Genomic DNA, 24,261 nt, shown 5'->3' with positions numbered 1-24,261 from the left:
GAATGGTAATCCTGCTCGTCACGGTCTTGATGGCCAGCTTCGTCATGTCGGCTTGCTCGAAAAACAACACAAGCAACAATGCGACGAATACGAACACACCGGCCAATTCCGCGTCGACAAACGACAGCAAACCTGCTGCGCCAGTAGATATCAAGCTGTTCGCGGTCCAAGAGCCGAACATCGACCTGGCTACGAACAAATTTACGAAATTCGTGGAAGAGAAATTCAACATCAAGTTCAATTTCGAAGCGATTCCTTCAGATGGCGCAAAAGAAAAGCGCCAAATCTCCTTGGCCAGCGGCGACTTTCCTGATGCCTACATGCTGACGGCCTACATCGATCAATTCTCGCAAGCGGACCTGATTAAGTACGGCAAGCAAGGCGTGCTTATTCCGCTGAACGACCTGATCGACAAGCAGGCGCCAAACATCAAAGCAGCGCTGGATAGCGACGCGGATTTCAAAGCGTTCAGCGTAGCGCCGGACGGCAATATCTACGGGCTGCCTGCGTATTCCCAATGTTTCCACTGCTCGTACCCGAACAAAATGTGGCTGAACACGTCCTGGTTGGAAAAGCTGAATCTGCCACTTCCAAAAACGACCGATGAATTCAAAAAGGTGTTGGAAGCTTTCAAAAACCAGGATCCAAACGGCAATGGCAAGAAAGACGAAGTGCCGCTCAGCGGTTCGACCGAGGATTTCGGCGTACGCATTGTTCCTTACTTGATGAACGCATTCGTCTATGACGACGACCGCAACCATCTGATGATGAAAGACGGCAAAGTCAGCTCTTCGGCAGTAACAGACGAATGGAAACAAGGCTTATCGTACATTAAATCCTTATTTGACGAAGGATTGATTGATCCGGGCGCGTTTACACAAAATGCCGAGGCGTTCAAAAAAATCGGCGAAAACGGCGATGCGCAAATTCTTGGTGCAGGCGCAGGCATGCACCCGGCTATCTTCCTGAACATTGACCAAGGCAACAAAAACTCGAAGGATTATAACCCGCTTCCGCCGCTTGCAGGCCCAAGCGGAGTCTCGCTCGCTACACATGACGGCGGCGGCGTATCTCCGGGCGCGAAGTTTGCAATTACAAGCAATGCAAGTGAAGAAGAGCAAATCGCACTCATTAAATTGGTCGACTACATGTTTACGGATGAAGGTCAAACGAATGGCGCTTCCGGCATGAAGGGCATCGACTGGAGAGATCCAAAGGAAGGCGAGCTTGCTCTCGGAGAAGGCGTCAAGCCGATGGTAGCTCCAATTCCCGTGACGGAAGGCGAAGCACCGCGCAACGCCGGCTGGAGCGGCATGGCTCACTTCTATATGCCAAAAGAATACCGCGACAGCTGGGTACAAGGCACGGACATTTACGATTCGGCGAATTACGAGCGTCGATTGTATCAAGCAACGCTGCTCTACCAAGGGCATGAGCCAAAAGAATTGTTCCCGCTTTGGGCGATCTGGCTGGATTCCAATGATGTCGACGAAGCTACCATGCTCCAAACGAACATCAAAACCTACATTGACGAGAACGCGCTGCAATTCATCACGGGGAACAAGAGCCTCGACAAGGATTGGGACAATTACCTGAAAGGCCTTCAAGATTTGAAGCTCGAACGTTACCTGGAAATCCTGCAAAAAGCGTATGATTCCTCGACATTCAAGAAATAAGCACAATAGTAACCGGGCGGTCCGAATTAGACCGTAAAGCGTTAGTCCGCAGAGAGATTCTGCGGACTTTTGCGTTTTTGTACAGTTCTATACAAAACGATTAATACAGTAATTAACGCGAAATATAGCCCCGTAGTGCTGCTATTCGAAAAATGAACAGTTTCCATGACGGGAGGGATCGTAGACGATGGAGGAGCGGAGAAGGGAAGAAGCGGATCCGCTCCCATTCCAAGTGCGAAGGAGAGATAACAGTGATAAAAACCAAACGGACGGTGACCGGCTTGTTCCTGTCGCTCGTTCTGTTGTCCGCGGCAAGCCCGCTGCCGGGAGCAGCCGCCGCGGCACCACCAGCTGGAGGAAATATGATCTCGGCGGCAGATTACGGCGCAAACGGCCATGACGGACTGGACGACAGGGCAGCGATTCAAGCAGCCGTTGATGCGGCTTCGGCAGGCGATACCGTTCTTATTCCGAAGGGCACGTATCAGTTGTCAGGCACAGTAATGGGCAAGGCTGACGTTTCCATTAGAGGCGAGAAGCGAGATAAAACGATTATTCAATTCACCTCCGAAGCGGATACATACATGTTCTACTTGCATAACGTGACGAACGCAACGGTATCGGACTTGACGCTGGATGCCGGCGACAGTCAGATCGCGATGTCGGCCGTCGTCTCCGAAGGCGGCAGCAATAACAAGATGAAAAATCTCAGGGTTCAGAACTTTATTGCGACGGAGGGCTTTGGTCCGCATGCGCTGTACGTCGTAGGTTCGACTCATGCCAGCATTACGAATAACATTGTCACTAATATTGGAACCGCTTCCATATGGGGAGCAGCTGTTCGCGCAGGCTGGGGTTCTTCAAACGTGCTGGTCGAGAACAACGTAATCGCGGATACGGGCCGCGGCGGTATTCTCGTCAACGATGACAGTCCGGGTGCCGTCATTCGTTCCAACAAAATAACCGGCTCGGGACTGAAGGAACACGGCTTGTCCATTGAGCTGCACACGAATGTAGATAACTCCATCATTGAAGACAACGAGGTCGACTTCTGGATCAGCGCGGTTCGTTCCGACACAGTGGCGGTTCGCCGCAACATCGTGAAGCCGACAGACGGAAGGGTCGGCAGCATTGGCCTTGAGGTCATGGCGGACAACGCGGTGACGACAGACAATATCGTGGACGGCGGCCAGCAGGTCGGCATTCAACAGTCTCCGGGCACGGGCCATCAGCTGTGGGGCTACAATATGGTCAAAAACATGGTCATGTGGGGAATGCAGCTGCAGGGCGAGGGCACGGGTCGAATCGAGCAGTTTCAATATTTCTACAAAAACAGCTTCATTAACACGCAAGAGGGCAATCCTGCCGCGGCGTATCCGGGATATGACGGGAATGGCGTACGCATTCACGGCAGCTCGCAGAACCTGACGTTCGACAGCAACGTCATATCTGGCAACGGGCGCAAAGGCATCGAGTTCACGGGAGCGGCAAGCGTTGACCGGCTGAGCTTCACGAACAATATCATTACGGGCAATAAAGGTGTCGCCGTCGATCCGTATCCGGCTGCCGCGGAACACCTGGAATGGAAAGGGAATGTCGTGCTCCGCAACAGCAGCAATACGCAGCCGTCGTCACGAGGCTTCACTAATCCGAAGCCAACTGCGGATTTCGAAGCGCCAACTCTCGTGCGCCTCGGCGAACCGGTCACGTTTGTGAATAAATCGAAGGACAACGGCTCCATCTCGCATCAACTGTGGGACTTCGGCGCAGGGCTGCCGAGCGCGAGCGCGCAGCCGACCTATGTGTACGACCGGCTCGGCGCGTACCGGGTAACGCTGGTTGTCTGGGATAACGAAGGACGCGCGAGCCTCAAGGAACGCATCGTAATCGTTCGTCCAGGCAAGCCGGATACACAGGCACCGTCGGTTCCAAGCGGTCTGGTCTCGCCACTCCAAACCGATGAATCGATTGCTCTGAGCTGGAACAGGGCAGCGGATAACGTCGGGGTTGTCAGCTACGAGGTGTACGTAGACGGAATACTTGAAGGTTCAACTGCTCCGGGAGAAACGTCATATCTCGTATCCGGGCTGTCGCCGCTCACGACGTACGGGATTACGCTCCGCGCCAGAGATGCTGCGGGCAACTTATCCTCTCCTAGTGCGACCCTGTCGGTTACAACCGAGGCGCCAGACGCTGAACCGCCTAGCAAGCCGGCTGGTCTGGCCGCTGAAGCAAGCGGCTCGACAAGCGTCAGTCTCAGCTGGGCTGCATCGACGGACAATAAAGCAGTTACAGGCTATGAGGTGTATCGGGGCAGCATTCTGATCGGGACAACATCCGATACGGCATTCGAAGCAACGGGCTTGCTGCCGGGAACGTCCAATACGTTCGCGGTGAAGGCGAAGGACGCAGCGGGTAACGTTTCCGAAGCCAGCGATCCGGCCACGGCCGTTCAAGCCGCACCCGCGGGTGACGTGTATTTGAGTGATTATGCCTGGGACATCGGAACAGCCGGCTGGGGCAACATCATGCGTGACAAATCCTCCGATGGCAAGCCGATTACGTTAAACGGCGTTGAATACGCCAAAGGACTGGGCACGCACGCCGCCTCGGAAATTGTCTACACCGTCAGCGGCGCATACGGCCGTTTCCAGGCTGAGGTCGGGGTGGATGATGAGACGTACGGCAACGGGTCGGTCTCCTTCGAGGTATGGCTCGACGGGGAGCTTGCTTACGACAGCGGCGTCATGACCGCAGAATCAGAGACCGCAGCTGTTGATCTGGACATCAGCGGTGCGCAGGTGCTGAAGCTGGTCGTCACAAGCGGCGGCAACGGAAGCGACTGGGATCACGCGGACTGGGGCAATGCACGCATTGTATACGGAAGCGGCGAGTAAAGGCGGATAGCCATTGCTAAGTGACGGTTGGGCAAGAGGCCGTGCAATGCAAGCGGCCTCTTGCATCCTTGTTATTTATTGAAGGGAGGTGAGGCATGGTACATACCAGCAAGCGCCAGAGATTGGAACTTCTTTGCGGGTAAGCCGGAATCGAATGTATACCACTATTCCAATGAAGAAAGCGAGAGTGAACTCATGAAACTAGCGAAGTCACTAAGGACTTCCAAGACGAACAAAAAAATCATCAGTCTGTTATGCACGACAGCCCTGCTGCTTCCCGTCATACCGGCAATGCCTGCCTATGCGGCATCTTTGAACGTTACGTCTTACGGTGCAAACGGCACCGACACGGGCGATGACAGCGCGGCTTTCCAAGCTGCCGTTAATGCGGCTTCGAGCGGCGACACCGTATTTATCCCGAACGGAACGTATTACCTGGGCAGCACGGTGAGCGGCAAGTCCGGCGTCAAAATTACGGGCCAAAGCCGGGACAACACCATTATCGAATACAATTCCACAACGGCAAATACGTTCTTCTCGCTCTACAACTTGTCCGGCGCCGAAGTGTCCTCGATGACGCTCGACGCTAACAACAGCACAGTTCCGCAATCCGCGGTTGTCTCGGAGAACGGCAGCGGCAACAAAATGCTGAATCTCAAGGTCAAAGATTTCGGCATGTCGTCCGGCTTCGGCCCGTTCGCGCTGTATGGAATCAACACGGATAATCTGACGATCAAAGACAACGTGGTCACGAGCATTGGCGTCAATTCGGACTGGGGCGGCGGCGTACGCGTAGGCTGGGGCTCGGATCATTCCCTGATCGAAAATAACTACGTCGCGGATACGGGACGCGGCGGCATCTTCGTTAATGACGACAGCCCTTATGCAGTCGTCCGTGGTAATACGGTCACAGGCACCGGCCAGCAGATGGAAGGTCTCGGCATTGAGCTACATACCAACGTCGATTATTCCCTGGTCGAGAACAATACGGTCGACCACTGGATCAGCACGGTGCGTTCCGCGTATATCGCGGTCCGCAACAACTATGTCGGCTCAAGCACGACGGTGGGCAACATGGGCCTCGAAGTGATGGTCGACCACGGCGTCACATCCGGCAACCTCGTTGACGGCGGCCAACAGGTCGGCATGCAGCAGTCACCGGGTACCGGATACCAGCTCTGGAACTACAACACGGTCCAGAACATGGTCATGTGGGGGATGCAGCTGCAAGGCGAAGGCACGGGACAGACGGAGCAGTTCCAATACTTCTACAAAAACACGTTCAAAAACGGAGCCTCCGGTAATCCGGCTGCAGCTTATCCGGGCTATGACGGCAACGCAATCCGCATTCACGGCAATACGCAAAACATTACGTTCGACAGCAATACGATTACAAACAACGGACGCAAAGCGATTGAAATTACGACCGCTGGCGGAACCGATCGCCTCAGCTTTATCAACAACACGATCACCAACAACGGCGGTCCGTCAATCGATCAGTATCCGTCCTCCGCGTCGAATCTGGAGTGGAGCAACAATACGGTCAGCGGCAACGGCACGAACACGCAGCTTACAAGCAGAGGCTTCAGCGATCCGAAGCCGGTCGCGAACTTCACGGCTCCTCTGACTGTGCAGCTTGGGCAATCCGTGACATTCACGAACACGTCGACCGATAACGGCACAATCGTTGAGAATCTGTGGGATCTCGGCGAAGGTCTTCCTGTTACGACTGCCAGCCCAACGTATACGTACCAGAAGCCGGGCACGTATCAAGTTATTCTCGGCGTCTGGGATAACGGCGGCCGCGCCAGCGTGAAGGAGCAGACGATTACGGTTATCGCGGGACCTCCGGATACAACGGCTCCAACAACGCCGACGAATTTGACGTCCCCATCGAAGACCGATACAAGCGTTACACTGACTTGGACGGCTTCAACAGACAATATCGGCATTGCCGGTTATGATGTCTACAAAGACGGCGTACTAGCCGGATCGACAGTAGGTTCGACGACAACTTCGTTTACGGTGAGCGGTCTGACCTCGAATACGGCTTACAGCTTTACGGTGAGAGCGAAGGACGCCTCCGGCAACACATCTTCGCAGAGCAGCGCGATCAGCGTCACGACAAGCTCGATTCCGACGCCGGTATGGGTGCCGTGCGCGGGCGAGAACAACCAGTGCAGCTTCACGGGCACGAAGGAAGTTCGCTACGGCGCTGCGGGCAGTTATAATTACGGCACGTACACGAACGGAGTTATGTGCAGCAACAACACTTTTGGCGATCCGGCACCGGGTCAATATAAGTCGTGTGATGTGAACATGGCGGTCGGCGGCGGAGGCGGCGATACGCAAGCTCCTGCCGCTCCTGCGGGACTGACGTCTCCAGCGAAGACGTCGACCAGCGTCAATCTGTCTTGGAGCGCCTCGACGGACAACGTCGGAGTGACGGGTTATGAGATTTACAATGGCGGGACCCTTGCCGGTTCAACTACCGGTGCAACTTCGTTTAATGTAACGGGTCTGTCGCCGAGCACGGCGTACAGCTTCACGGTGAAGGCGAAGGATGCAGCGGGGAACGTTTCTGCAGCCAGCTCCGCACTGAGCGTAACGACAAATGCGGCGGCGGGTGATACGCAAGCTCCTACGGCTCCAGCAGGACTTTCGTCGCCATCCAAAACGTCAACCAGCGTCAGCCTGTCCTGGACGGCTTCGACGGACAATGTTGGCGTAACCGGATATGATGTATATAACGGTTCAACGCTTGCAGGTTCGACTACCGGAGCGACTTCGTTCAACGTAACGGGTCTGTCGCCAAGCACGGCATACAGCTTCACGGTGAAGGCGAAGGACGCAGCGGGCAATGTTTCAGCGGCCAGCACCGCGCTGAGCGTGACGACAAATGCATCAGGCGGCACGACGCCTACAGGCACAATTACGCGCGAATACTGGACGAATATAACGGGCAGCACGATTGCCAGCATCCCGACCGGAACAGCTCCGACGGGCACCAGCTCGCTGACGAGCTTCCAGGCTCCGTCGAACTGGGGCGACAATTACGGCACGCGCATCCGCGGCTATATCGTACCTTCGGTCTCAGGCACTTATCAGTTCTCAATCGCGGGTGATAACAACAGCGTGTTGTACCTCAGCACAGATGCTAATCCTGCGAACAAAGTACAGATCGGGGAAGTCGTCGACTGGGTGAACGAGCTGAGCTGGACCCAAAATACGGGCCAACAGTCCGGTCAGATTACTCTGACAGCCGGCCAGCGCTACTACGTCGAGGTGCTTCACAAGGAAGAGGGCGGCGGCGATCATCTCGCAGTTGGCTGGAAGACGCCGGGCAGTTCTGCGTATTCCGTCATCGGGGGTACTAATCTGGCACCGATTCAGTAAGAAGAGGTTTGCGAGGACCGCGAGCGGCGAAAGCTGCTTGCGGTTTCTTTTTGTGCCGGGGTTCCCCGGCTTACTCTGCTTTGACCAGCTTTCTTTTCGCCGATGTTACGATCCACAGGCATAATGGAATGGCTATCGCGCAGACGGGAATCACGATGGTTTCCCATAATCTCTGAAGCACCATAATCGTTTCTTCGTTGGGAATCCACATCCCAATGGTAAAGATGACAGGAGCGCTGAACCAGATCAGACGCCTCCATGACTTGATCCGGAAACACTGCGCCATTTCATAGCTGGTAATGAACAAATACAGCGAGATTTTCGCGAACACTCCAAATATCCAAATAAAGATGACGAGAATATCCAGGTTCTGAATGAAGTTTAAGATGTTGATCGACCGGACCATCATAAAGTAGGGGAATCTGAGTTCCTTGGCCACCTCCGGACCAAAAACCAGCAGCACCATGACCGTTGCCATCGTGACCATAATTCCGGTATACCCGACGCTCATCATAGACTTCCCCAGTATGTGCTTGGAACTAGATATAAACGACAACAGGACCAGCAGCATAAACGATTCACCCAGAAAAGAAGCCGGAGCCAAGGAGGCCTTGACAATCTCAGTCAGGCTCGCATCGCCGATTACCGGCAACAAATCACTCCACTTCGTGTTCCATGCATTAAGCAGGAAGCTGATCAGCAGCGTAATTATGGTTACAGGTCCCGCTATTTCGCAAAAGCGTCCAATTCCCGTAATCCCGCTTGTACCCGTTAAATAGACGGCAGCTCCAACAATCATCGCCATCAATAACCATACCGGCGTTCGATCCAGCAGCACGAGATGAATGAAGTCCGCAAACGAACGGAGCACGTCCCCCGATAAAATAAACCAGGCCGCAAAATAGGGGATGGTGACCAATTTGCCAAGCCATGACCCAAGCAGCTCTTGACTGAATTGAGCCAGGCTCCGGCCGGGATGAAGCATCCCGACTCTAACGACTAGATAGGTGATGGCCACGCCCAGAACGCATGACAAGAGCATGGACAGCCAAGCATCTTGCTGGGCTATTTCCACGGCAGGCGAGATGCGCAGCCAGACAGCCATCACTACTTCCACCGTTCCAACGATCCAGAATAATTGCCACCCCGTTATTTTCATATCCACGGTCCTTTCCTGTGCACCTGTTGTCACTCATATCGAAGAATTCGTTTGTCCCGGATCCTTGTACCGAAGGTGTACCTCCACCGTAATCGGAATATGAATGAAAGTATCGTTCCAGTTCTTCTTTAACGATTTCCATTCACGGGGATATTTGCGATGAACAATTTCGCCGATCCCGAGAAAATCTACCTTGTATTGCTCCTGGGCTTTATGAATCAGCTTAACGACAGCCTGCTCCGCATCTCGGCTCAACATGCTTTGAATGGTCTTGAGGTCCTTGGCGCTGGAAGGATCCAGCGAAGAATTGTTTTCCACAAGGTTACCGGAGCCGTTTAATTGGATATGCACGCGCATGCCGTGCAAGTCCTTGTTCACTGAAATGTGCTTACGGAGTGACATGACTCTTAAGCTGATGGTGCCATTGCTTTGGCTCTCAGAGGATGTTACGGTAAGCGTTTTTTGTCTTCCAATAATCCAATTTGCATAATATGACTCGTCAGGTTTCAAAAATCCGGTTAAGTGAAGTTCATGCTCCTTATCCAGTATCGCAGCCCCTGAATAGATGAATTTCTTGGTGGATGGAAGGATACTGATGGCTGGCAACAATTCGCCTCCGCCTTTGGATAACGAGTCACACAAAAATTCCCTATAGTTATAGGGCTTCATCCCGAGTGCCATCTGAACGCTGACCAGGGTCGTACTGATTAAAGGATCGAAGGTGGGCTCTGTGGCCAGGATATCCTTGGCTGTACCGTCTTTAACGATCCAAATCACGGATCTCATCTCCGATTTCGGGTTGCGCACGATCATATCCAAATATTTAAGCATTCCATTTCCCGCTATTCCTTGCTCCGCCAATCGCTGGCCGATCAGAATCGTCTGGCGATGGGCGTAAAACAAGGTACGGGAGAGCTGTGCCTGCAGATTCTGTCCCGCATCCATAAAATTTTTGCCGGTTGCACTGACGACCTCAAAGCTTCTTTTTTTATTTGTACCGGTATCCGGACCTCCCAAACCGGCTGGAATGGCAATCTGGGAGCTGACTTCCAGCCGTCCGTCCTCGCTCGCGTCCAGCCCTCCGCCGATCACAATCGCCAGTTGGTTAGTCTCCTTCAGATTCCAGCAGCCGCTGATTGCCGCAGTCAAGATTAATAAGCAAATGGTGATCATTGTTTTCTTCATTAATCGATCCCGCCTTAACATTCTAGCTCATGCGCTTTCTGGGTCTTCTCAGAAAAATATTTTTCAGCTTGCTGTTCCTCGTCGGGGCGAGGGGCTCAAGATATGGCGTGCCCAGCGGATTTAATTGAATCAGGTGGGAGAGAATCATAATCAACCCTATGGCCACACCAAACAGACCAAATAATCCGGACAGAATCAGCAGAGGAAACCTCAGCATTCTTAGGGGATAACCGAAACGGTAACGCGGAATAACAAACGAAGAAATGCCGGCCGCAGATACGACGATTACGATTGGCGCCGAAATAATTCCTGCCTGAACGGCGGCTTGACCGATTACCAATGCTCCCACGATACTGACGAGCGGACCGATTTGCTGCGGAAGGCGAATCCCGGCTTCCCTTAATCCTTCAAACATGAATTCCATCATGAACACCTCAATGACCGTCGGGAAAGGGGAATGCTCCCTAAGACCCGTAATGCTCATCATGAGCTTCGGCGGCATCATTTCGGGATGATACGTCGTCAGCGCGATATAAACGGATGGAAAGAGAATAGAGAACAAGGCGAACAAATAACGGATCCACCGGTTCATGGTTACATACAAAAAACGTTCGTAGTAATCGTCGGGAGCCTGAAGGCCGTCCCAGAACGTCATGGGTACGACAAGAACGATAGGAGTTCCGTTAACAAAGACGGCTATTCTCCCTTCCATCAGTCCCGCGGATACGACATCGGCCCGCTCGGTACTTGTCATTTGCGGGAACGGCGAATAGCTGGAATCTTCTATATATTCTTCAATATAGCCCGATTCCAGGACACCTTGGATATCGATAGCCTTAATTCTTGTCCTCACTTCATCAACCAAGGAGGGAGTTGCAAGACCTTCGATATAGGCGAGAACGACCTCAGTTTTCGTTAATTTGCCGACTTGATTCGATTCCATCTTCAGATCCGGCGTCACGATAATCCGCCTGAGCATGGTCGTATTCGTCCGCAGCTGCTCGGTAAAGCTTTCACGGGTGCCGCGCAGGGAGGCTTCGGTTGAAGGCTCCTCAATAGACCTTGTTTCAAACCGTGAGACATCAGCCAGAAGAAGGGAGGTCTCGCCCTCCGCAAGAAACGCTACGCTTCCTTTTAAGATAAGGTCAACGGCTTCTTCGAATGCGGATACTCTCTTGGTCTGAAGAGCCGCAACAAGCTCCTGATCACACATTTGGGCCAAGGTATCCAGTGCCCCGAGTCCTTGAGGAACTCCTTCATAGAGCAAGGGTTTAAGTATGCTGGACTGAATAAGATCCTTATCGATCATACCGTCGACGTACACGAGCAGAAGCTTGGTTTCATCGTGCAGAGTCAAGCGTCGGAAGACCACATCTGAACAATGCTCAAAAATGGCTGTGAGCGTTTGTTCGTTTTCTTTAAGGTTAGGACTAACCTTTCGGTCAGAATACACTTGTGAAGTGGTGCGTTCATTTGATAGCATCGGGAATTATAAGCACCTGCCGCTGGAAATGTTTTGTGTTTCTTGATACTATACCCAAACGACAATGAGGCTATTAAAAACGGAACGATTTTGCTCCCCCCTGAAGATCAATCGCATGATTCTGCCGTGAGTCACACATAAATATTTATCTATGAAGGACACCTTCCATCAGGGACGGTGTCCTTTCTGTTTTGCAATAGTGAGTGCAAATTTTCATAGAGTTGCTGGTGTAATGCCTCAATCGTTCCACCTATCAACTGTATACGCTAGTAAGTATGAAGATTTAGAAGCTTCACATGGATGAGGAGGATGGAGGAGCGATGAAGATTATCGTAAACGAGAAGGAACTGAAGGAGTATTTTGACGGGCTGGCTCGTCTGTTGCAGCAGAACGCAGCACAGCCGCCGGCATCGGATCCGCTTGATGCGTCAACGCTCTTAGCAGAGCTGCGTCAGACAATTCGAGAGGAATTGACATTGATTGGGCTTGAGGGACAACGCGATGTCGGAGCATACAGCTTAAAAAAACTTAAGCAAGTCTTTGAGCCCTATACAGGCAAACCGGCCGAGCTCTTAACTCCTGCCGGTACAGTCGAAGGAACCATTACGAAGGTGGGCGGCGATTGTTTGGTTATGCGTGAGCATGGAGGGTCGAGTGTCATGGTGCCGCTGGAACAGCTGGTCGCCTTTCAATTAACAGGAAAGCAGGTGGAACAATGATTGAAGAATTGCAATCACTCGTGAACAAGGAGGTTCAGATTGCAAGCGCCCTGGAAACGATCAGCGGTACGCTTGTGTCGGTAGACGGCACAGCGGTAACGCTCCGCACATCTGAGGTTTTCGGCTATGAGAGCGGAAGCTATGCGATTATTCAGCTGCGCTTCATTTCTTATATTCGGCTGCTGTAATAGAGAAGAAGGGAGGGGAAACAATTGTCGTTACAACGCGTGCCAGGACTTGTCAGCATTGTCATCACCGTCTATAACAAGCTTCCCTATTTGAAGGATTGCTTGACAAGCCTGCTCAATCAGACCTATTCGAGCTGGGAGCTCATTCTCATCGACGATGCATCCACGGACGGGTCATACGAATATGTCATCAATTGGCTTAACAGCAACGAGCCTTACTTCAGCGGAGGCAAAGGTATCTATACGCTGCGGCTGCCGCGCAATACAGGCTATGCCGGCGCCATTACGGCCGGGATGTATTTAGCCAAGGGAGAGTTTATCGCCATTCAAGATGCAGACGATTTATCCCATCCCGAGCGGCTTGCAAAGCAGGTCCGCTATCTGAACAATAATCCGCAGATCGATCTGCTCGGTACGAACTACGAAGTGTTCGAGGACGGACAACCGGACCGCCGGATGCCGGTGCATTGGCTCAAATACGGCGATCAGATCGGGAAGATCTACGCAAAAGGCGGGCATTGCATTTGCCATGGAACGGCGATGTTCCGAGGAAACGTGTTTGATCGGATCGGCGGACATACAAGACGTATTGAAGGCGCGGAGGATTACGAATTTATTGTGAAAGTGATCAATTCGGGAGCAAGGAACGTGGAAAATTTGCGGGAGGTGCTGTATTACTATCGCAAGCATCCGAAGCAACGCTCACGCCAATACTTCGGCAAATCGAAGAAGGAGCATGATTATGACACGTAATCGGATTCGGCTGCTGATGGTAATGGATAGCTTGTCTGTCGGCGGTACGGAAACCTATGTGCTGAGCCTCGTGAAAGCTTTCCCTTCGCTTGGTGTCATGCCTGTGTATGCGGGCGGAACCGGCGTGATGTACGAAGCTTATGTCCGTGCAGGGTGTCCGATTCACCGCGTGGGGCTGACGGCGGAGCAGCTGTTGGACCCCGTACACCAGAAGAAAGCGGAATACACGCTTGCGCAAATTATGCGCAGCAGGAAAATCGATTTGGTGCATATTCACCAAATGCCGTCCGGGCTATACGCAGCGAAAGCGGCAAGGAAGCTGGGGATCCCGGTTGTGTTCACGGTGCATGGCGCTTATTACCCGCCAGAGCAGCTTCAGCAGATGAAGGCTGCCGGCTGCACTTTCGTAAGTGTTAGTCTTCCGGTACAAGCTTATTTGGATGGTCAGGGCATTCCGTCACATCTGATCGCCAACGGCATTGATTTCCAGCAGTATCGCTCCGAATCATCCGCCGCGCTGCGCGCCGGTCTTCACATTCCGGAAGGGGAAAAGGTAGTGGTCTATGCGTCCCGTCTGGCGTGGGACAAGGCGGCGGTATGCGCGATGGTAGTGAGGGCGGCACGCAACATTCGCTTAAGCGGAACGCTTCCTCTCCACGTTATCATTGCAGGTTCAGGCAACCAGGCAGCCGTCATTGCCGAGCTGGTAGAGACGGTGAACCTTGAATGCCAATCGCCATTCGTCCATCTGGTCGGTAATCAAATGCAAATGCACGATTACTATAATCTGGGAGATCTTGTTGTCGGGACTGGACGAGTTGCGCTGGAGGCGATGGCGTGCGGAAAACCCGTGCTGGCTATTGGCAATCACGGATATTTTGGTTTAGTGGATGAGCCTTTTTTTGACGAGGCTTGGCAGTATTATTTCGGCGACCATAACTCCAAGGAGCGACCCAGCGAGCAGCGGATCGGGGAAGCAATCAGCGAAGCGCTCGCTTCCGCAGATACGCTGGAGGAGACGGGCCGGCAAGGGCAAGCATGGGCTCGGGCGAATTTTCATATCCGGGACAAAGCGCTTCAGATGAAGCAGCTTTATAACTCCTTGCTTATGAAGAATGGATAGGAACGGAGTGATTGTGACAAATGCGAAAGGTATTGTATTTAGGGTGGATTGGCTTCAACAACCTTGGGGATGAGTGGATGTGGGAAATGTTCAAGGATATGGCGGATGCACATCTGAAGGAGGAGGAGTATCATGTTATCCCTTCGCTTCCGCAAGTGGAATGGAAGAAAGTAAGCCAGTACGATACGATTGTTCTCGGCGGCGGATCGCTAATCGTACCGGGGTATGTCGATCTTGTTCATGAGGCGCTGGAGCTCGGGAAAAAAATAATCGTCTGGGGCAGCGGTCATGACCGGCTTCATAAATGGGCGCCGTCGCCGGACGGGCAGCTCATACCGGAGGCAGCAAAAGAAAGTGCGCCATATTGCCTGAAGCTGAAGGCTGTGCTGGAGAATAGTGCTTATTGCGGGGTCCGAGGGCCATGGACGATAGATTATATGGAATCGCTTGGCGCCTTGCCGAAACAGATTGCCATCAGTGGAGATTCCGCGATGCTGATGAACGCTCTGAACCCAGAATCTGCACGGCAGCCAGAGGGAATAGTCCGAGGAAAGCACCGGACGATCGGCGTCAATTGGGGTACCTCTTATAACCGGATTTACGGCGGTACTGAGGAACAGGTGGAGGATCAGCTCGCTGAAACTGGCCGCTCCCTGCTTGCTCTTGGGTACAAGCTTCATTTGTATTCGGTCTGGGGTCCTGACAAAGAGGCGCTGACAAGGCTGTACCGCAAGCTTGGGCATGATGAGCGCGTGACGTTTGATCCCAAGGTATATTCTGCAGCGGATTACGTGCAGCTGCTGGACGGGTTCGAAGCGACTATAAACTTCAAGCTGCATGCCAATCTATTATCAGCTGCGGCGAACGTTCCATTTGTCTGCATCGGTTACCGGTTCAAAAGCTTCGATCTGATGCATGGCCTGGACTTGGCCGATTGGATTGTTGCCTCGGATGACCCTCAATTAGCCGTAAAGTTGCTGGAGAAAGTTCAAGCTGCAGCGGCTTGGCGGGAGGGTTTTATCAGCAAGCTGGAGGTGGGGCGGCAGACTGCTTATCAGTCGCTCGTTACACCGTTTCGGGAGCGATTATTCTAACGGCATACGTTTTTTTATCCATTTTAAGAAATATTTAATATTTAACCGCATCTTTTCTTAAAGAGTTTTCCTTACTCTATGGTAAAAGGGCTAAGCCTTTTGAAACACGCAATCGGAGAGGGAGAAGGGTTTCTCTATGGACAGGAAAGTGAAGATTGCTATCTTACGGAAATACGAGTCCTATTGCTATCAAATCTGCTCTTATCTTATACAGCGCGAGCCGCTTGCTTCCCGGGCGGCGGAGGCTGCTTTGCTGAATGCCGCCGGCGATGTTTTCTTTTTTACGGATACCGACGAAACGCGGAGGAAGAAGATTCTCCAGACAAGTATCCGCACGTCGCTGTTGTGGGTTTCTCAATCGTCCGGATCCGAAGTCACAGATCAGAGCGTTATATCGTGAGCTTAAGAATGGGAGTTGCTATCAGCAGCTCCTTTTTTAATGGTCAGAAATCCCCCTTTGGCATGTGCAACTAACTCGATCGTCATACGTCTAAATACTGGAAGGGCTGGGCAGGAATATCAAGGTCGCTTCCAGAATAATAGTATTCGATGCAGGTTTCGGGAAAGACGTAATAGCAAGACTACAAGGCGTAGGTGATCATTCTTGTTTCTCTTTGATTACATCGTGAATCTCTCGATTTTTTCACTCTTGGTTAGTGCACCTTTAGTGATCCGTTCGTTTATCAATCTGAGGCCGCTTAAGCATCCGCTGATTTGGAGTGGTTTATATGCGGGCGTCGTTTCGTTCATCCTCGTTTTATTAGCCGTGAAGCAGCAAGGCTATGTGTACGATATCCGTTATGCTCCCGTCATTTTGATGTTTGCTTATCTTGGCCCCGTTCCGGGCTTAATCACCGGCCTTTTTGCCTTGTCCATCCGGTTGCTTACAAGCGGAAACTGGTTCCCCGCCATAGGCGGCTGGGCCTTCATTATGGTGATCTTTTCCCTTTTGCACGTGTATTTCTCCCGCCGGCAGCTGCCTCTCTTTAAGAGAAGCCTGGCGTTGTCGGGTGCTTATATTGTTCTTTACATGTGTATCGTATTTACATTTCGCATCCTGGTGAACGAGCCGCTCTTCCATCTGCAATATTTATTGTTCGTCCTATTAGGAGTCCTGTTAGGCGGGCTGCTGATCGAGTCCCATGAACGTCTGCGCCGGACCATTGCCGAACGCAACGAAATGGAATTGTCCCTCTCCACAAGCGAGTATCAATATCGGCTTATCGCCGAAAATACGTCCGACCTTATCGTGGTAATGGATCCGGATCACTCGGTACGGTATTTTTCTCCGTCTCATGCATTCGTGTTAGGATATCCCGATATGGTAAAGGATCGCAAAGAGCTGGACCGGATCATAAGCCCTGATGACATGACGGTGTTTAACCAAACCGTGAGAAAGATTTTGGAGCAGAAGACATCGCGTTCGATGGAAATTCGGTTCCGCCATCAAGACGGTCGTTTGATCCCGTTTGATTCCCTATGCAAACCGGTCGAAGGGAAAGGGGGGCGGATCGAGCATATCGTTATCATCAGCCGTGACATCTCCGAGCGTAAAAAAGCGGAGGAGTTTCTTTTACAATCCGAGAAACTGTCCATTGTCGGGGAATTGGCGGCGGGCGTAGCTCATGAAATCCGTAATCCGCTGACTACCATCAAAGGGTTTCTCCAATTATATAAGCTGGAGAACCCTAGAATAAAGTACGGCGATTTGCTCCAGGACGAATTGGAACGCATTGAAATCATTACGAGCGAGCTTCTCTCGATGGCCAAGCCGCAGGCCACAGCATATACCCTCACGAACGTCAAAGACGTTATCGAACAGACGCTCGAGTTTTTGACGCCGCAAAGTTTATTAAACAATATCGAGTTCAAACGCGACTATCATGGGGAGTATTTCCCGGTTGCATGCGTGAAAAATCAAATAAAGCAGGTCTTTCTCAATATCTTAAAGAATGCGATTGAATCTATGCCAGGCGGCGGAGAAATTCAAATCAGCCTGCAATTGGAGGCAAGCGGGGAATGCCTTATTTCCATACAAGATCAAGGCTGCGGTATTCCGGAGGAGCACCTTCACCGTTTGGGACAGCCTTTCTATAGTTTGAAAGAAAAGGGGACGGGACTTGGTCTCATGATCAGTCATAAAATCATTAAGCAGTATCATGGCCAAATCGTCTATCAAAGCAAGGTAGGCGTAGGCACTCGCATTGAAATCAGGCTTCCGATCAGCGGTATAGAGAACTTAAACTGACTATGACGGATAGATAAATTTGGAGGTGCATTCATGATATTGGAAGTCATCGCAACCTGCATGGACGATGCTTTGACGGCGGAGGCGCATGGAGCGGACCGTCTTGAGCTCATAACAGCTATTACGGAAGGTGGTTTAACTCCTGGAATCGGGCTGGTTGAACAGGTGGTTCGTACTGTCCGTATTCCGGTTTTTGTGATGGTACGTCCGCACAGCCGTTCATTCGTATACGCAGAGCACGATATCGATACCATGGCATTGGAAATAAAGGCGATTGTAAAAGCCGGCGCGGACGGCATTGTGCTGGGCGCTTTAACGCCGGAAGGGAAAATCGACGAGCGGGCGCTGGAGCGGCTGCTGCCGCTGACGGGCGGCTTGCAAGTGACGTTCCACCGCGCTTTCGACGAGCTGGCAGACCAGCATGAAGGGTTGCAGACGCTGATGAAGTATCCTCAAATTACGCGCGTGCTGACTTCCGCCGGGCCGCGGCCGGCGGTCGAATCTGCCAAGGAGATGGCGCGGCTTGTCACCGCGGCAGGCGAAGGCAAACTCACGATTTTGGCCGGCAGCGGTCTTACAACGGAAGGCATCGCCGGTTTTATTCAGGAAACGGGAGTAAAGGAAGTGCATTTTGGATCGGCTGTTCGTTACGGCAAATCCAACTTGTCGCCAATTGATCCGTCGGTGCTTCGTAAGCTTGCGGACAACGTGCACAGCGTGAGACACGCAGGGAAATAGGGAAATGGACTATTATTTGACGGTAGCTGGATGGAAAATCGGCTGCCGTTTTTTATTGAGGGTCTTGTCTTCCTTGTATATCACCAATCAGCGAGCCATAGTCTTTACTGCCGAACATCCGTTTGGTATAGTCGACTTAATACGAAATTATGATCGGTTAATGGTGAGGAGAGCAATATGACGACAACCGTGAAATTATCCGTGCGGGCACTGGTCGAGTACGCGTATCGCAGCGGGGATATCGAAACCGGCTTCAGATCTGCCACTTCGCTTACGGAAGGGACGAGGACGCATCAGCAGATTCAAAAGCAATATGGCGAGCAGGATGCTAAAGAGGTCTACGTATCGGCAGAGATTGCTTGCGAGGACCTGCTGTTTGTCATCGACGGCCGTTGCGACGGACTGCTTCAAACGGATCAAGGGCTGACCGTCGACGAAATCAAGTCCTTTTCCGGGCGGTTACCTTCCCTTATGGAGGAAACGTACCCCGTTCACTGGGCGCAGGCACAGTGCTATGCCTACATGGTCGCGAAAGATCGAGAGCTTGAATCGATGTGCGTTCAGCTGACTTACGTGCAAGTGGACAGCGGGGAGAGCCGCCAATTCGTACGTACGATGACAATGACGGAACTCGAGCAGTTCCTTCATGAAATGGTTACCCGGTATTATCCTTACGCCTCGATGAAGAGCCGGCATGTTGAGAGACGAGATGCCAGTATCAAGCAACTGGGTTTCCCGTTTCAGTCATACAGGGAAGGACAGCGCAAGCTGGCGGCTTCCGTGTACCATACGATAGCGGACAAGCGCAAGCTGTTCGCGAAGGCCCCGACGGGCATTGGCAAGACGATGTCGACGCTGTTTCCGGCGGTGAAGGCGATCGGAGAGGGACTGCTGCAGCGGATCTTTTATTTGACGGCCCGGACGACGACGCGCACAGCCGCGGAAGAGGCGCTTGAGATGCTGCGAGAAGGCGGGCTCCAGCTGCATGCCGTTACGCTTACGGCAAAGGATAAGGTTTGTTTTAAGGATGAAGTACGCTGCACGGCCGAGTTCTGCGAATATGCAAAAGGCTATTACGACCGCGTCGGCGGCGCGCTTCTTGACATGCTTGGCCATGAGACGAGAATGACACGCGATGTCATCGAACGTTATGCCCGCAAGCATCAAGTCTGCCCGTTCGAATTCTCGCTTGATGCCGCCTATGCGGCGGATGCGGTTGTCTGCGACTACAATTATATCTTTGATCCCCGCGTCAACCTGAAGCGGCTCTTTGAGGAGCAGAAGCGGCAAACGGCGCTGCTTGTTGACGAAGCGCATAACCTCGTTGACCGGGCGCGCGAGATGTATTCGGCAGAGCTCCGAAAGGCTGATTTTCTCGAGCTGCAGCGCGCAAGCAAAAACGTCCGCCCGCTTGTGCACCAATCGGCAAAGGCGGTGAATCATTACTTCATCGCACTGCGCAAATCAATCGGCGAAGACGCGGATGGCGAAGCCGTGGAGCGCGAACTTCCTGAGCAGCTGCTTGATCTGCTTGAATCGCTTGTTAGCGCTGCGGAACAACAGCTGATAACGGGAGACACCGATGCGCTGCTGTCGGACGTCTATTTCGGCTGCCAGCATTTTTTGCGTATTGCCAAGCTGTACGATGAGCGATACGTCACCTATATCGAAAAGGAGAGGAACGACGTTCGGATCAAGTTGTTTTGTCTCGATCCGTCGCATTTGCTGCGGCAATATGCCAAAGGCTACCGGGCGCAAATCCTGTTTTCCGCAACGCTGTCGCCGCTTCCCTATTTCAGAGACATGCTGGGCGGAGATGCTGAAACAGATTACACCGTTGTCATCCCGTCGCCGTTCTCGCCGGAGCAGCTGGATGTCCGAATCGAACGGTTGTCAACCCGCTATCAGGACCGCGAGCGGACGATGAATCAGGTTGCCGGTTTGCTGCGCGGGATGGCCGGCCGGCATCAAGGGAACATTTTCGTGTTTTTCCCGTCTTACGCTTATATGAACGGCGTGTATGAACGGTTTATGGATCAGGGGCTGGAAGAACATGAACCAAGGGATAAAGAGGTTCGCACACTCATCCAAAGGTCGAATATGTCGGAGGAGGAGCGTGAGGCATTTTTGGCCGCCTTCGCACCGGGGAATAGAGACACGCTTGTCGGGTTCGCCGTCATGGGCGGCATTTTCTCGGAGGGCATCGATTTGGTCGGGGACCGGCTGACCGGAGTCGCCATTATCGGAGTGGGGCTGCCGCAGGTTGGGCTGGAACGGAATATCATCAAAGACTACTTCGACCGCCAAGGGAAAAACGGCTTCGAATATGCCTACGTCTTTCCAGGCATGAACAAGGTGCTGCAGGCCGGAGGCCGGCTTATCCGTTCGGAAAGTGACCGCGGAGCGCTGTTGCTGATCGATGACCGGTACGCGCAGCCGCAGTACGCCAGGTTATTGCCTCCCGAGTGGGGGAATCCGAATTGAACGCGCTAGCCCGAGAGATCGGGCTTTTTTTTTCGTGAAATGTTATAGATTCCGCTCTAATAGTATTCCCACTTGCTCCGCCACCACTCAACAAAGCGTAAGAGGTTGTCTTTCTGGCAAGAATAGATGATGATAGGCTCTTCCAATTTGGCGGATCGTTGCAATAAGCGAGTGTGTTATGATGATAGTGTACATATTTCCGTGACGCAGTCCATTAATGAATTGGAGGGTTAATATGCGCTTACTACGAATGTTTCTCATATACGCAGCTGCGCTCTTTCTCATTGTACTTAGCGGATGCAGTACAAAGCACGCAGAACCATCTGCTCCCGCAGCGCCGCCCTCAACAACACTCAGTCCTTCCACAGTTCCGAAGCCCATAGACCACGAGCCCTCGCCAACGGTGGATCAGACAGCCGACCTCGTTGCATCCATGAGCTTGTCTGAAAAGATTGGGCAAATGGTGTTGGTTGGAATGGACGGCACGGAAGTTCAGTCGGATATCAGCTTGCTTATTAAGGAACGCCAAGTAGGCGGAATTATTTTATATAGCGATAATATTGTGTCCGCAGCACAAACGAACAAGCTTCTTGCTGGGCTCAAGCAGATCAATCACGAGGCTGGCGGTAAGCTGCCGCTTCTGTTAAGCGCGGATCAGGAAGGGGGGCGGGTGTCACGTTTGCCGAAGGAAATAACGAAGTTCCCGGCCAGTAAGTCCGTCGGCAGTACCAACGATACGAACTATGCGTACCAAGTCGGTACAGCATTAGGCGAAGCGATGAAAGCAGTTGGCCTGAATACCGATTTTGCGCCGGTGCTTGACGTCAATACAAATCCAGATAATCCGGTTATCGGCGACCGCGCCTTTGGCTCCACCGCAAAATTAGTCAGCAGCATGGGCGTGCAGGAGATGCTTGGTATAAAGTCGCAAGGGGTTATACCTGTAGTCAAGCATTTTCCCGGTCATGGCGACACATCCGTTGACTCCCACTTCGGGCTGCCCATTGTCAATCATGATCTGCAGCGACTTCGCTCCATTGAACTCGTTCCGTTCCGTTCGGCAATAAAAGAAGGCGCTCCTGTAGTGATGATCGGTCATATCCTAATGACCAAGCTTGATCCGGACACGCCTGCTTCGATGTCCCGCATAATCATCCAAGATCTTCTTAGAGAGGAACTGAAATTTAACGGGGTAGTCATCACTGACGACATGACGATGGGGGCCGTAGGAAAGGTTAAAGCGATTGGTCCCGCATCGGTTCAAGCCGTGCTCGCGGGCAACGATATTATTCTAGTCGGTCATGATGTGGCCCAGCAACAATCCGTGCTTCATGCACTAACGACAGCCGTGCAAAACGGGAAAATTCCGCAATCCGTGATTGATGCCAGCGTATATCGTATCGCTAAGCTGAAGCAAAGCTTCGGGCTGTCTGACCAGCCGACTTCGCTTGCCGATGTGTCTACGCTGAATAAACATATTCAAGCTGTCCTGAAAAGAACCAATGCTGCTCAAAAATGAACGGCGAAATAAATAAATAAATACCCAAGCCTCCCATTCATTACATATATCGATAGGAGATCAATCCAGCCCTGTGGCTGGATTATTTTACATCTTGTATCAAGAACGTATGTTCGGTGTATAATAGGAACAAGTGTTCTTGTTGGGGTGAAGCGGATGGAGAAGTTTATTGGCAAGGTTGTGCAGCTTATATACATCGATCGGAAACGTAAGGTTAGCATTCGGGACGTACGTGTGATTTCGGTGAAAGGCGGCCGGCTAAAGGCTTATTGCTTTCAGGCACAAGCCATTCGCATTTTCGCTCTCGAACAGATAGTAGACGTTGAAATAACAAGAAGGAATGAGGGGGCTTAATGTGTTAAATGATACGGAGCGAAAGCTGCTGCGAATCCTTTACAACAGGAACGGACATCAGAATGCACGTATACTCATTCCTGAATTGGCACGTTTAGCCGGGCGGGAGACCGGTCAAATCCGGAAGGCGTTGGAGAGTTTGCGTGAGGAGCGGTTTATTGAATGGGAAGAGAGGATGGATGTTGCAAAGGTCGTTCCTGGATGGCAGCATTACGTCAAATGATTTCAGCCCATAAATGAGTACAATATTTTGCGACGCACGTCTATTGTGCAGCTTGAGTTATCCTAGTCAAAGATGGGTATACAATAGAGGATCGGTTAATTATTCCCAGCAAGATTTCTTTGAAAAGGAGAGATGCACAATGGACCAACGATTGGATGATATGGAACAAGGAGGCATGCCGACAGAGGGGCTTCCGCTCGCCGGCAAAACGGCACTGGTGACGGGAGCTGGTTCTGGTATCGGCAGGGCTTCCGCGCTGAAGCTTGCGCGTGCCGGAGCGAATATCTGCCTGCTTGATTTAATCGACGAGCGTACTGAGGACGTCGAGAAGGAGATCCGCGGCATGGGCCGCGAAGCCGAATTTTATGACGTCGACGTATCCGATCAGGGCAGAATGGAGCGCGCCATCCGTGCAGCGGCAGAACGATTCGGCCGGCTTGACGTCGTATTCGCCAATGCCGGGATCAACGGCACGCTCGCCCCGATTGAGGATCTAACGCCGGAGTCGTGGGACGAGACGCTTGGAATTAACCTGAGGGGAACGTTCCTAACGGTCAAAAACGCCATTCCTCATATGAAAGAGAAGGGGGGCAGCATCGTCGTGACGAGCTCGATCAACGGCAACCGGAAATTTTCCGGATTCGGGATGTCCGCCTACAGCTCCTCCAAGGCAGGTCAAGTAGCCTTCGCCAAGATGGCCGCACTGGAGCTCGCCCGTTACCGGATTCGAGTCAATGCTATCTGTCCGGGGGCAATCGAGACGAATATAGGTGAGAATACAAAGAGTACGAAAGCGGTGGACAAAATTCGCATTCCGGTCGAATACCCGGAAGGAGCACAACCGCTTGAGCACGGACCGGGGCAACCCGAGCAGGTGGCCGATCTAGTGCTGTTCCTCGCCTCCGACCAGTCCAGCCACATTACCGGTACGGAGATCTACATTGACGGAGCCGAGACGCTCCTGTAGGCAGTATGGCAGATTGACGGGTTTAAAGCTGGAGGGCATCTGAATACGCCAAAAA

18 protein-coding genes are annotated in these 24,261 nt (G+C 52.3%); 15 read left to right on the top strand and 3 right to left on the bottom strand.

Annotated features, from left to right (window positions below; genetic code table 11):
- The first annotated feature begins 2 nt into the window (after nt 1-2).
- From BM200_RS05510 to BM200_RS05500, 3 genes are all read left to right on the top strand, one after another.
- Nucleotides 3-1,676, top strand: a complete 1,674-nt coding sequence (locus tag BM200_RS05510; RefSeq protein ID WP_091182226.1) for an extracellular solute-binding protein — start codon at nt 3-5, stop codon at nt 1,674-1,676.
- Between the two features lie 251 nt (nt 1,677-1,927).
- Nucleotides 1,928-4,573: an NPCBM/NEW2 domain-containing protein gene (locus BM200_RS05505; RefSeq protein ID WP_175532736.1), complete on the top strand. Its 2,646-nt coding sequence runs from the start codon at nt 1,928-1,930 to the stop codon at nt 4,571-4,573.
- 195 nt (nt 4,574-4,768) lie between these two features.
- Complete coding sequence (locus BM200_RS05500; RefSeq protein WP_139230753.1) at nt 4,769-7,969, top strand: fibronectin type III domain-containing protein; 3,201 nt, start codon at nt 4,769-4,771, stop codon at nt 7,967-7,969.
- Between the two features lie 70 nt (nt 7,970-8,039).
- Here BM200_RS05500 and BM200_RS05495 read toward each other — a convergent pair whose 3' ends face one another.
- Genes BM200_RS05495 through BM200_RS05485 form a run of 3 tightly spaced genes read right to left on the bottom strand, consistent with a single transcriptional unit; the run spans nt 8,040 to nt 11,796 of the window.
- The gene (locus BM200_RS05495; RefSeq protein ID WP_091182220.1) at nt 8,040-9,128 is read right to left on the bottom strand and encodes a GerAB/ArcD/ProY family transporter; all 1,089 of its coding nucleotides are present in this window, start codon (nt 9,126-9,128) and stop codon (nt 8,040-8,042) included.
- 33 nt (nt 9,129-9,161) lie between these two features.
- The gene (locus BM200_RS05490) at nt 9,162-10,313 is read right to left on the bottom strand and encodes a Ger(x)C family spore germination protein (RefSeq protein ID WP_175532735.1); all 1,152 of its coding nucleotides are present in this window, start codon (nt 10,311-10,313) and stop codon (nt 9,162-9,164) included.
- 22 nt (nt 10,314-10,335) lie between these two features.
- Nucleotides 10,336-11,796 (bottom strand): spore germination protein, encoded by a 1,461-nt coding sequence (locus BM200_RS05485; protein WP_091182216.1) that lies wholly within the window; start codon nt 11,794-11,796, stop codon nt 10,336-10,338.
- A 320-nt stretch (nt 11,797-12,116) separates the two neighbouring features.
- On the opposite strand from BM200_RS05485, the gene BM200_RS05480 reads away from it, so the two are divergent.
- The 12 genes from BM200_RS05480 to BM200_RS05420 all read left to right on the top strand — a co-directional run bounded on the left by BM200_RS05480 (nt 12,117) and on the right by BM200_RS05420 (nt 24,206).
- On the top strand, nt 12,117-12,515 hold the full coding sequence (locus BM200_RS05480; protein WP_091182213.1) for a hypothetical protein: 399 nt from the start codon (nt 12,117-12,119) through the stop codon (nt 12,513-12,515).
- Nucleotides 12,512-12,703, top strand: coding sequence for a hypothetical protein (locus BM200_RS05475; protein WP_091182210.1), 192 nt, complete (start codon nt 12,512-12,514; stop codon nt 12,701-12,703). Before BM200_RS05480 ends, BM200_RS05475 begins: the two co-directional genes overlap by 4 nt.
- 24 nt (nt 12,704-12,727) lie before the next feature.
- A complete protein-coding gene (locus tag BM200_RS05470) occupies nt 12,728-13,456 on the top strand; it encodes a glycosyltransferase family 2 protein (RefSeq protein ID WP_091182206.1) in 729 nt (242 codons plus the stop codon).
- Complete coding sequence (locus tag BM200_RS05465) at nt 13,446-14,579, top strand: glycosyltransferase (RefSeq protein WP_091182203.1); 1,134 nt, start codon at nt 13,446-13,448, stop codon at nt 14,577-14,579. The genes BM200_RS05470 and BM200_RS05465 overlap by 11 nt, the downstream gene beginning before the upstream one ends.
- A gap of 20 nt (nt 14,580-14,599) precedes the next feature.
- Nucleotides 14,600-15,673 (top strand): polysaccharide pyruvyl transferase family protein, encoded by a 1,074-nt coding sequence (locus BM200_RS05460; protein WP_091182201.1) that lies wholly within the window; start codon nt 14,600-14,602, stop codon nt 15,671-15,673.
- A 136-nt stretch (nt 15,674-15,809) separates the two neighbouring features.
- On the top strand, nt 15,810-16,073 hold the full coding sequence (locus BM200_RS05455) for a hypothetical protein (RefSeq protein WP_091182198.1): 264 nt from the start codon (nt 15,810-15,812) through the stop codon (nt 16,071-16,073).
- Between the two features lie 204 nt (nt 16,074-16,277).
- The gene (locus BM200_RS05450; protein WP_091182197.1) at nt 16,278-17,921 is read left to right on the top strand and encodes an ATP-binding protein; all 1,644 of its coding nucleotides are present in this window, start codon (nt 16,278-16,280) and stop codon (nt 17,919-17,921) included.
- 33 nt (nt 17,922-17,954) lie between these two features.
- Complete coding sequence (locus tag BM200_RS05445) at nt 17,955-18,659, top strand: copper homeostasis protein CutC (RefSeq protein WP_091182194.1); 705 nt, start codon at nt 17,955-17,957, stop codon at nt 18,657-18,659.
- 177 nt (nt 18,660-18,836) lie between these two features.
- Entirely contained in the window at nt 18,837-21,143 is a 2,307-nt protein-coding gene (locus BM200_RS05440; RefSeq protein WP_091182191.1) for an ATP-dependent DNA helicase, read from the top strand.
- Nucleotides 21,144-21,378: 235 nt separating this feature from the next.
- Nucleotides 21,379-22,662: a beta-N-acetylhexosaminidase gene (nagZ, locus tag BM200_RS05435; RefSeq protein WP_091182188.1), complete on the top strand. Its 1,284-nt coding sequence runs from the start codon at nt 21,379-21,381 to the stop codon at nt 22,660-22,662.
- Nucleotides 22,663-23,017: 355 nt separating this feature from the next.
- Complete coding sequence (locus BM200_RS05425) at nt 23,018-23,239, top strand: hypothetical protein (protein ID WP_091182183.1); 222 nt, start codon at nt 23,018-23,020, stop codon at nt 23,237-23,239.
- Nucleotides 23,240-23,378: 139 nt separating this feature from the next.
- Complete coding sequence (locus BM200_RS05420) at nt 23,379-24,206, top strand: SDR family oxidoreductase (protein WP_425434524.1); 828 nt, start codon at nt 23,379-23,381, stop codon at nt 24,204-24,206.
- Nucleotides 24,207-24,261 lie beyond the last annotated feature (55 nt).

This window comes from Paenibacillus catalpae (assembly GCF_900112695.1).
GTDB lineage: Bacteria > Bacillota > Bacilli > Paenibacillales > Paenibacillaceae > Pristimantibacillus > Pristimantibacillus catalpae.
Note: the sequence above shows the minus strand (reverse complement) of the source record. Positions and strands in the feature narration are given on the sequence as shown.

Excerpts from the sequence above, each read along its gene's own strand:
- nagZ (WP_091182188.1), top strand. The coding sequence starts at position 21,379 with ATGCGCTTACTACGAATGTTTCTCATATACGCAGCTGCGCTCTTTCTC.
- BM200_RS05420 (WP_425434524.1), top strand. The coding sequence starts at position 23,379 with ATGGACCAACGATTGGATGATATGGAACAAGGAGGCATGCCGACAGAG.
- BM200_RS05475 (WP_091182210.1), top strand. The coding sequence starts at position 12,512 with ATGATTGAAGAATTGCAATCACTCGTGAACAAGGAGGTTCAGATTGCA.
- BM200_RS05440 (WP_091182191.1), top strand. The coding sequence starts at position 18,837 with ATGACGACAACCGTGAAATTATCCGTGCGGGCACTGGTCGAGTACGCG.
- BM200_RS05510 (WP_091182226.1), top strand. The coding sequence starts at position 3 with ATGGTAATCCTGCTCGTCACGGTCTTGATGGCCAGCTTCGTCATGTCG.
- BM200_RS05490 (WP_175532735.1), bottom strand. The coding sequence starts at position 10,313 with ATGAAGAAAACAATGATCACCATTTGCTTATTAATCTTGACTGCGGCA.
- BM200_RS05465 (WP_091182203.1), top strand. The coding sequence starts at position 13,446 with ATGACACGTAATCGGATTCGGCTGCTGATGGTAATGGATAGCTTGTCT.
- BM200_RS05460 (WP_091182201.1), top strand. The coding sequence starts at position 14,600 with ATGCGAAAGGTATTGTATTTAGGGTGGATTGGCTTCAACAACCTTGGG.
- BM200_RS05455 (WP_091182198.1), top strand. The coding sequence starts at position 15,810 with ATGGACAGGAAAGTGAAGATTGCTATCTTACGGAAATACGAGTCCTAT.
- BM200_RS05445 (WP_091182194.1), top strand. The coding sequence starts at position 17,955 with ATGATATTGGAAGTCATCGCAACCTGCATGGACGATGCTTTGACGGCG.
- BM200_RS05480 (WP_091182213.1), top strand. The coding sequence starts at position 12,117 with ATGAAGATTATCGTAAACGAGAAGGAACTGAAGGAGTATTTTGACGGG.
- BM200_RS05485 (WP_091182216.1), bottom strand. The coding sequence starts at position 11,796 with ATGCTATCAAATGAACGCACCACTTCACAAGTGTATTCTGACCGAAAG.
- BM200_RS05500 (WP_139230753.1), top strand. The coding sequence starts at position 4,769 with ATGAAACTAGCGAAGTCACTAAGGACTTCCAAGACGAACAAAAAAATC.
- BM200_RS05495 (WP_091182220.1), bottom strand. The coding sequence starts at position 9,128 with ATGAAAATAACGGGGTGGCAATTATTCTGGATCGTTGGAACGGTGGAA.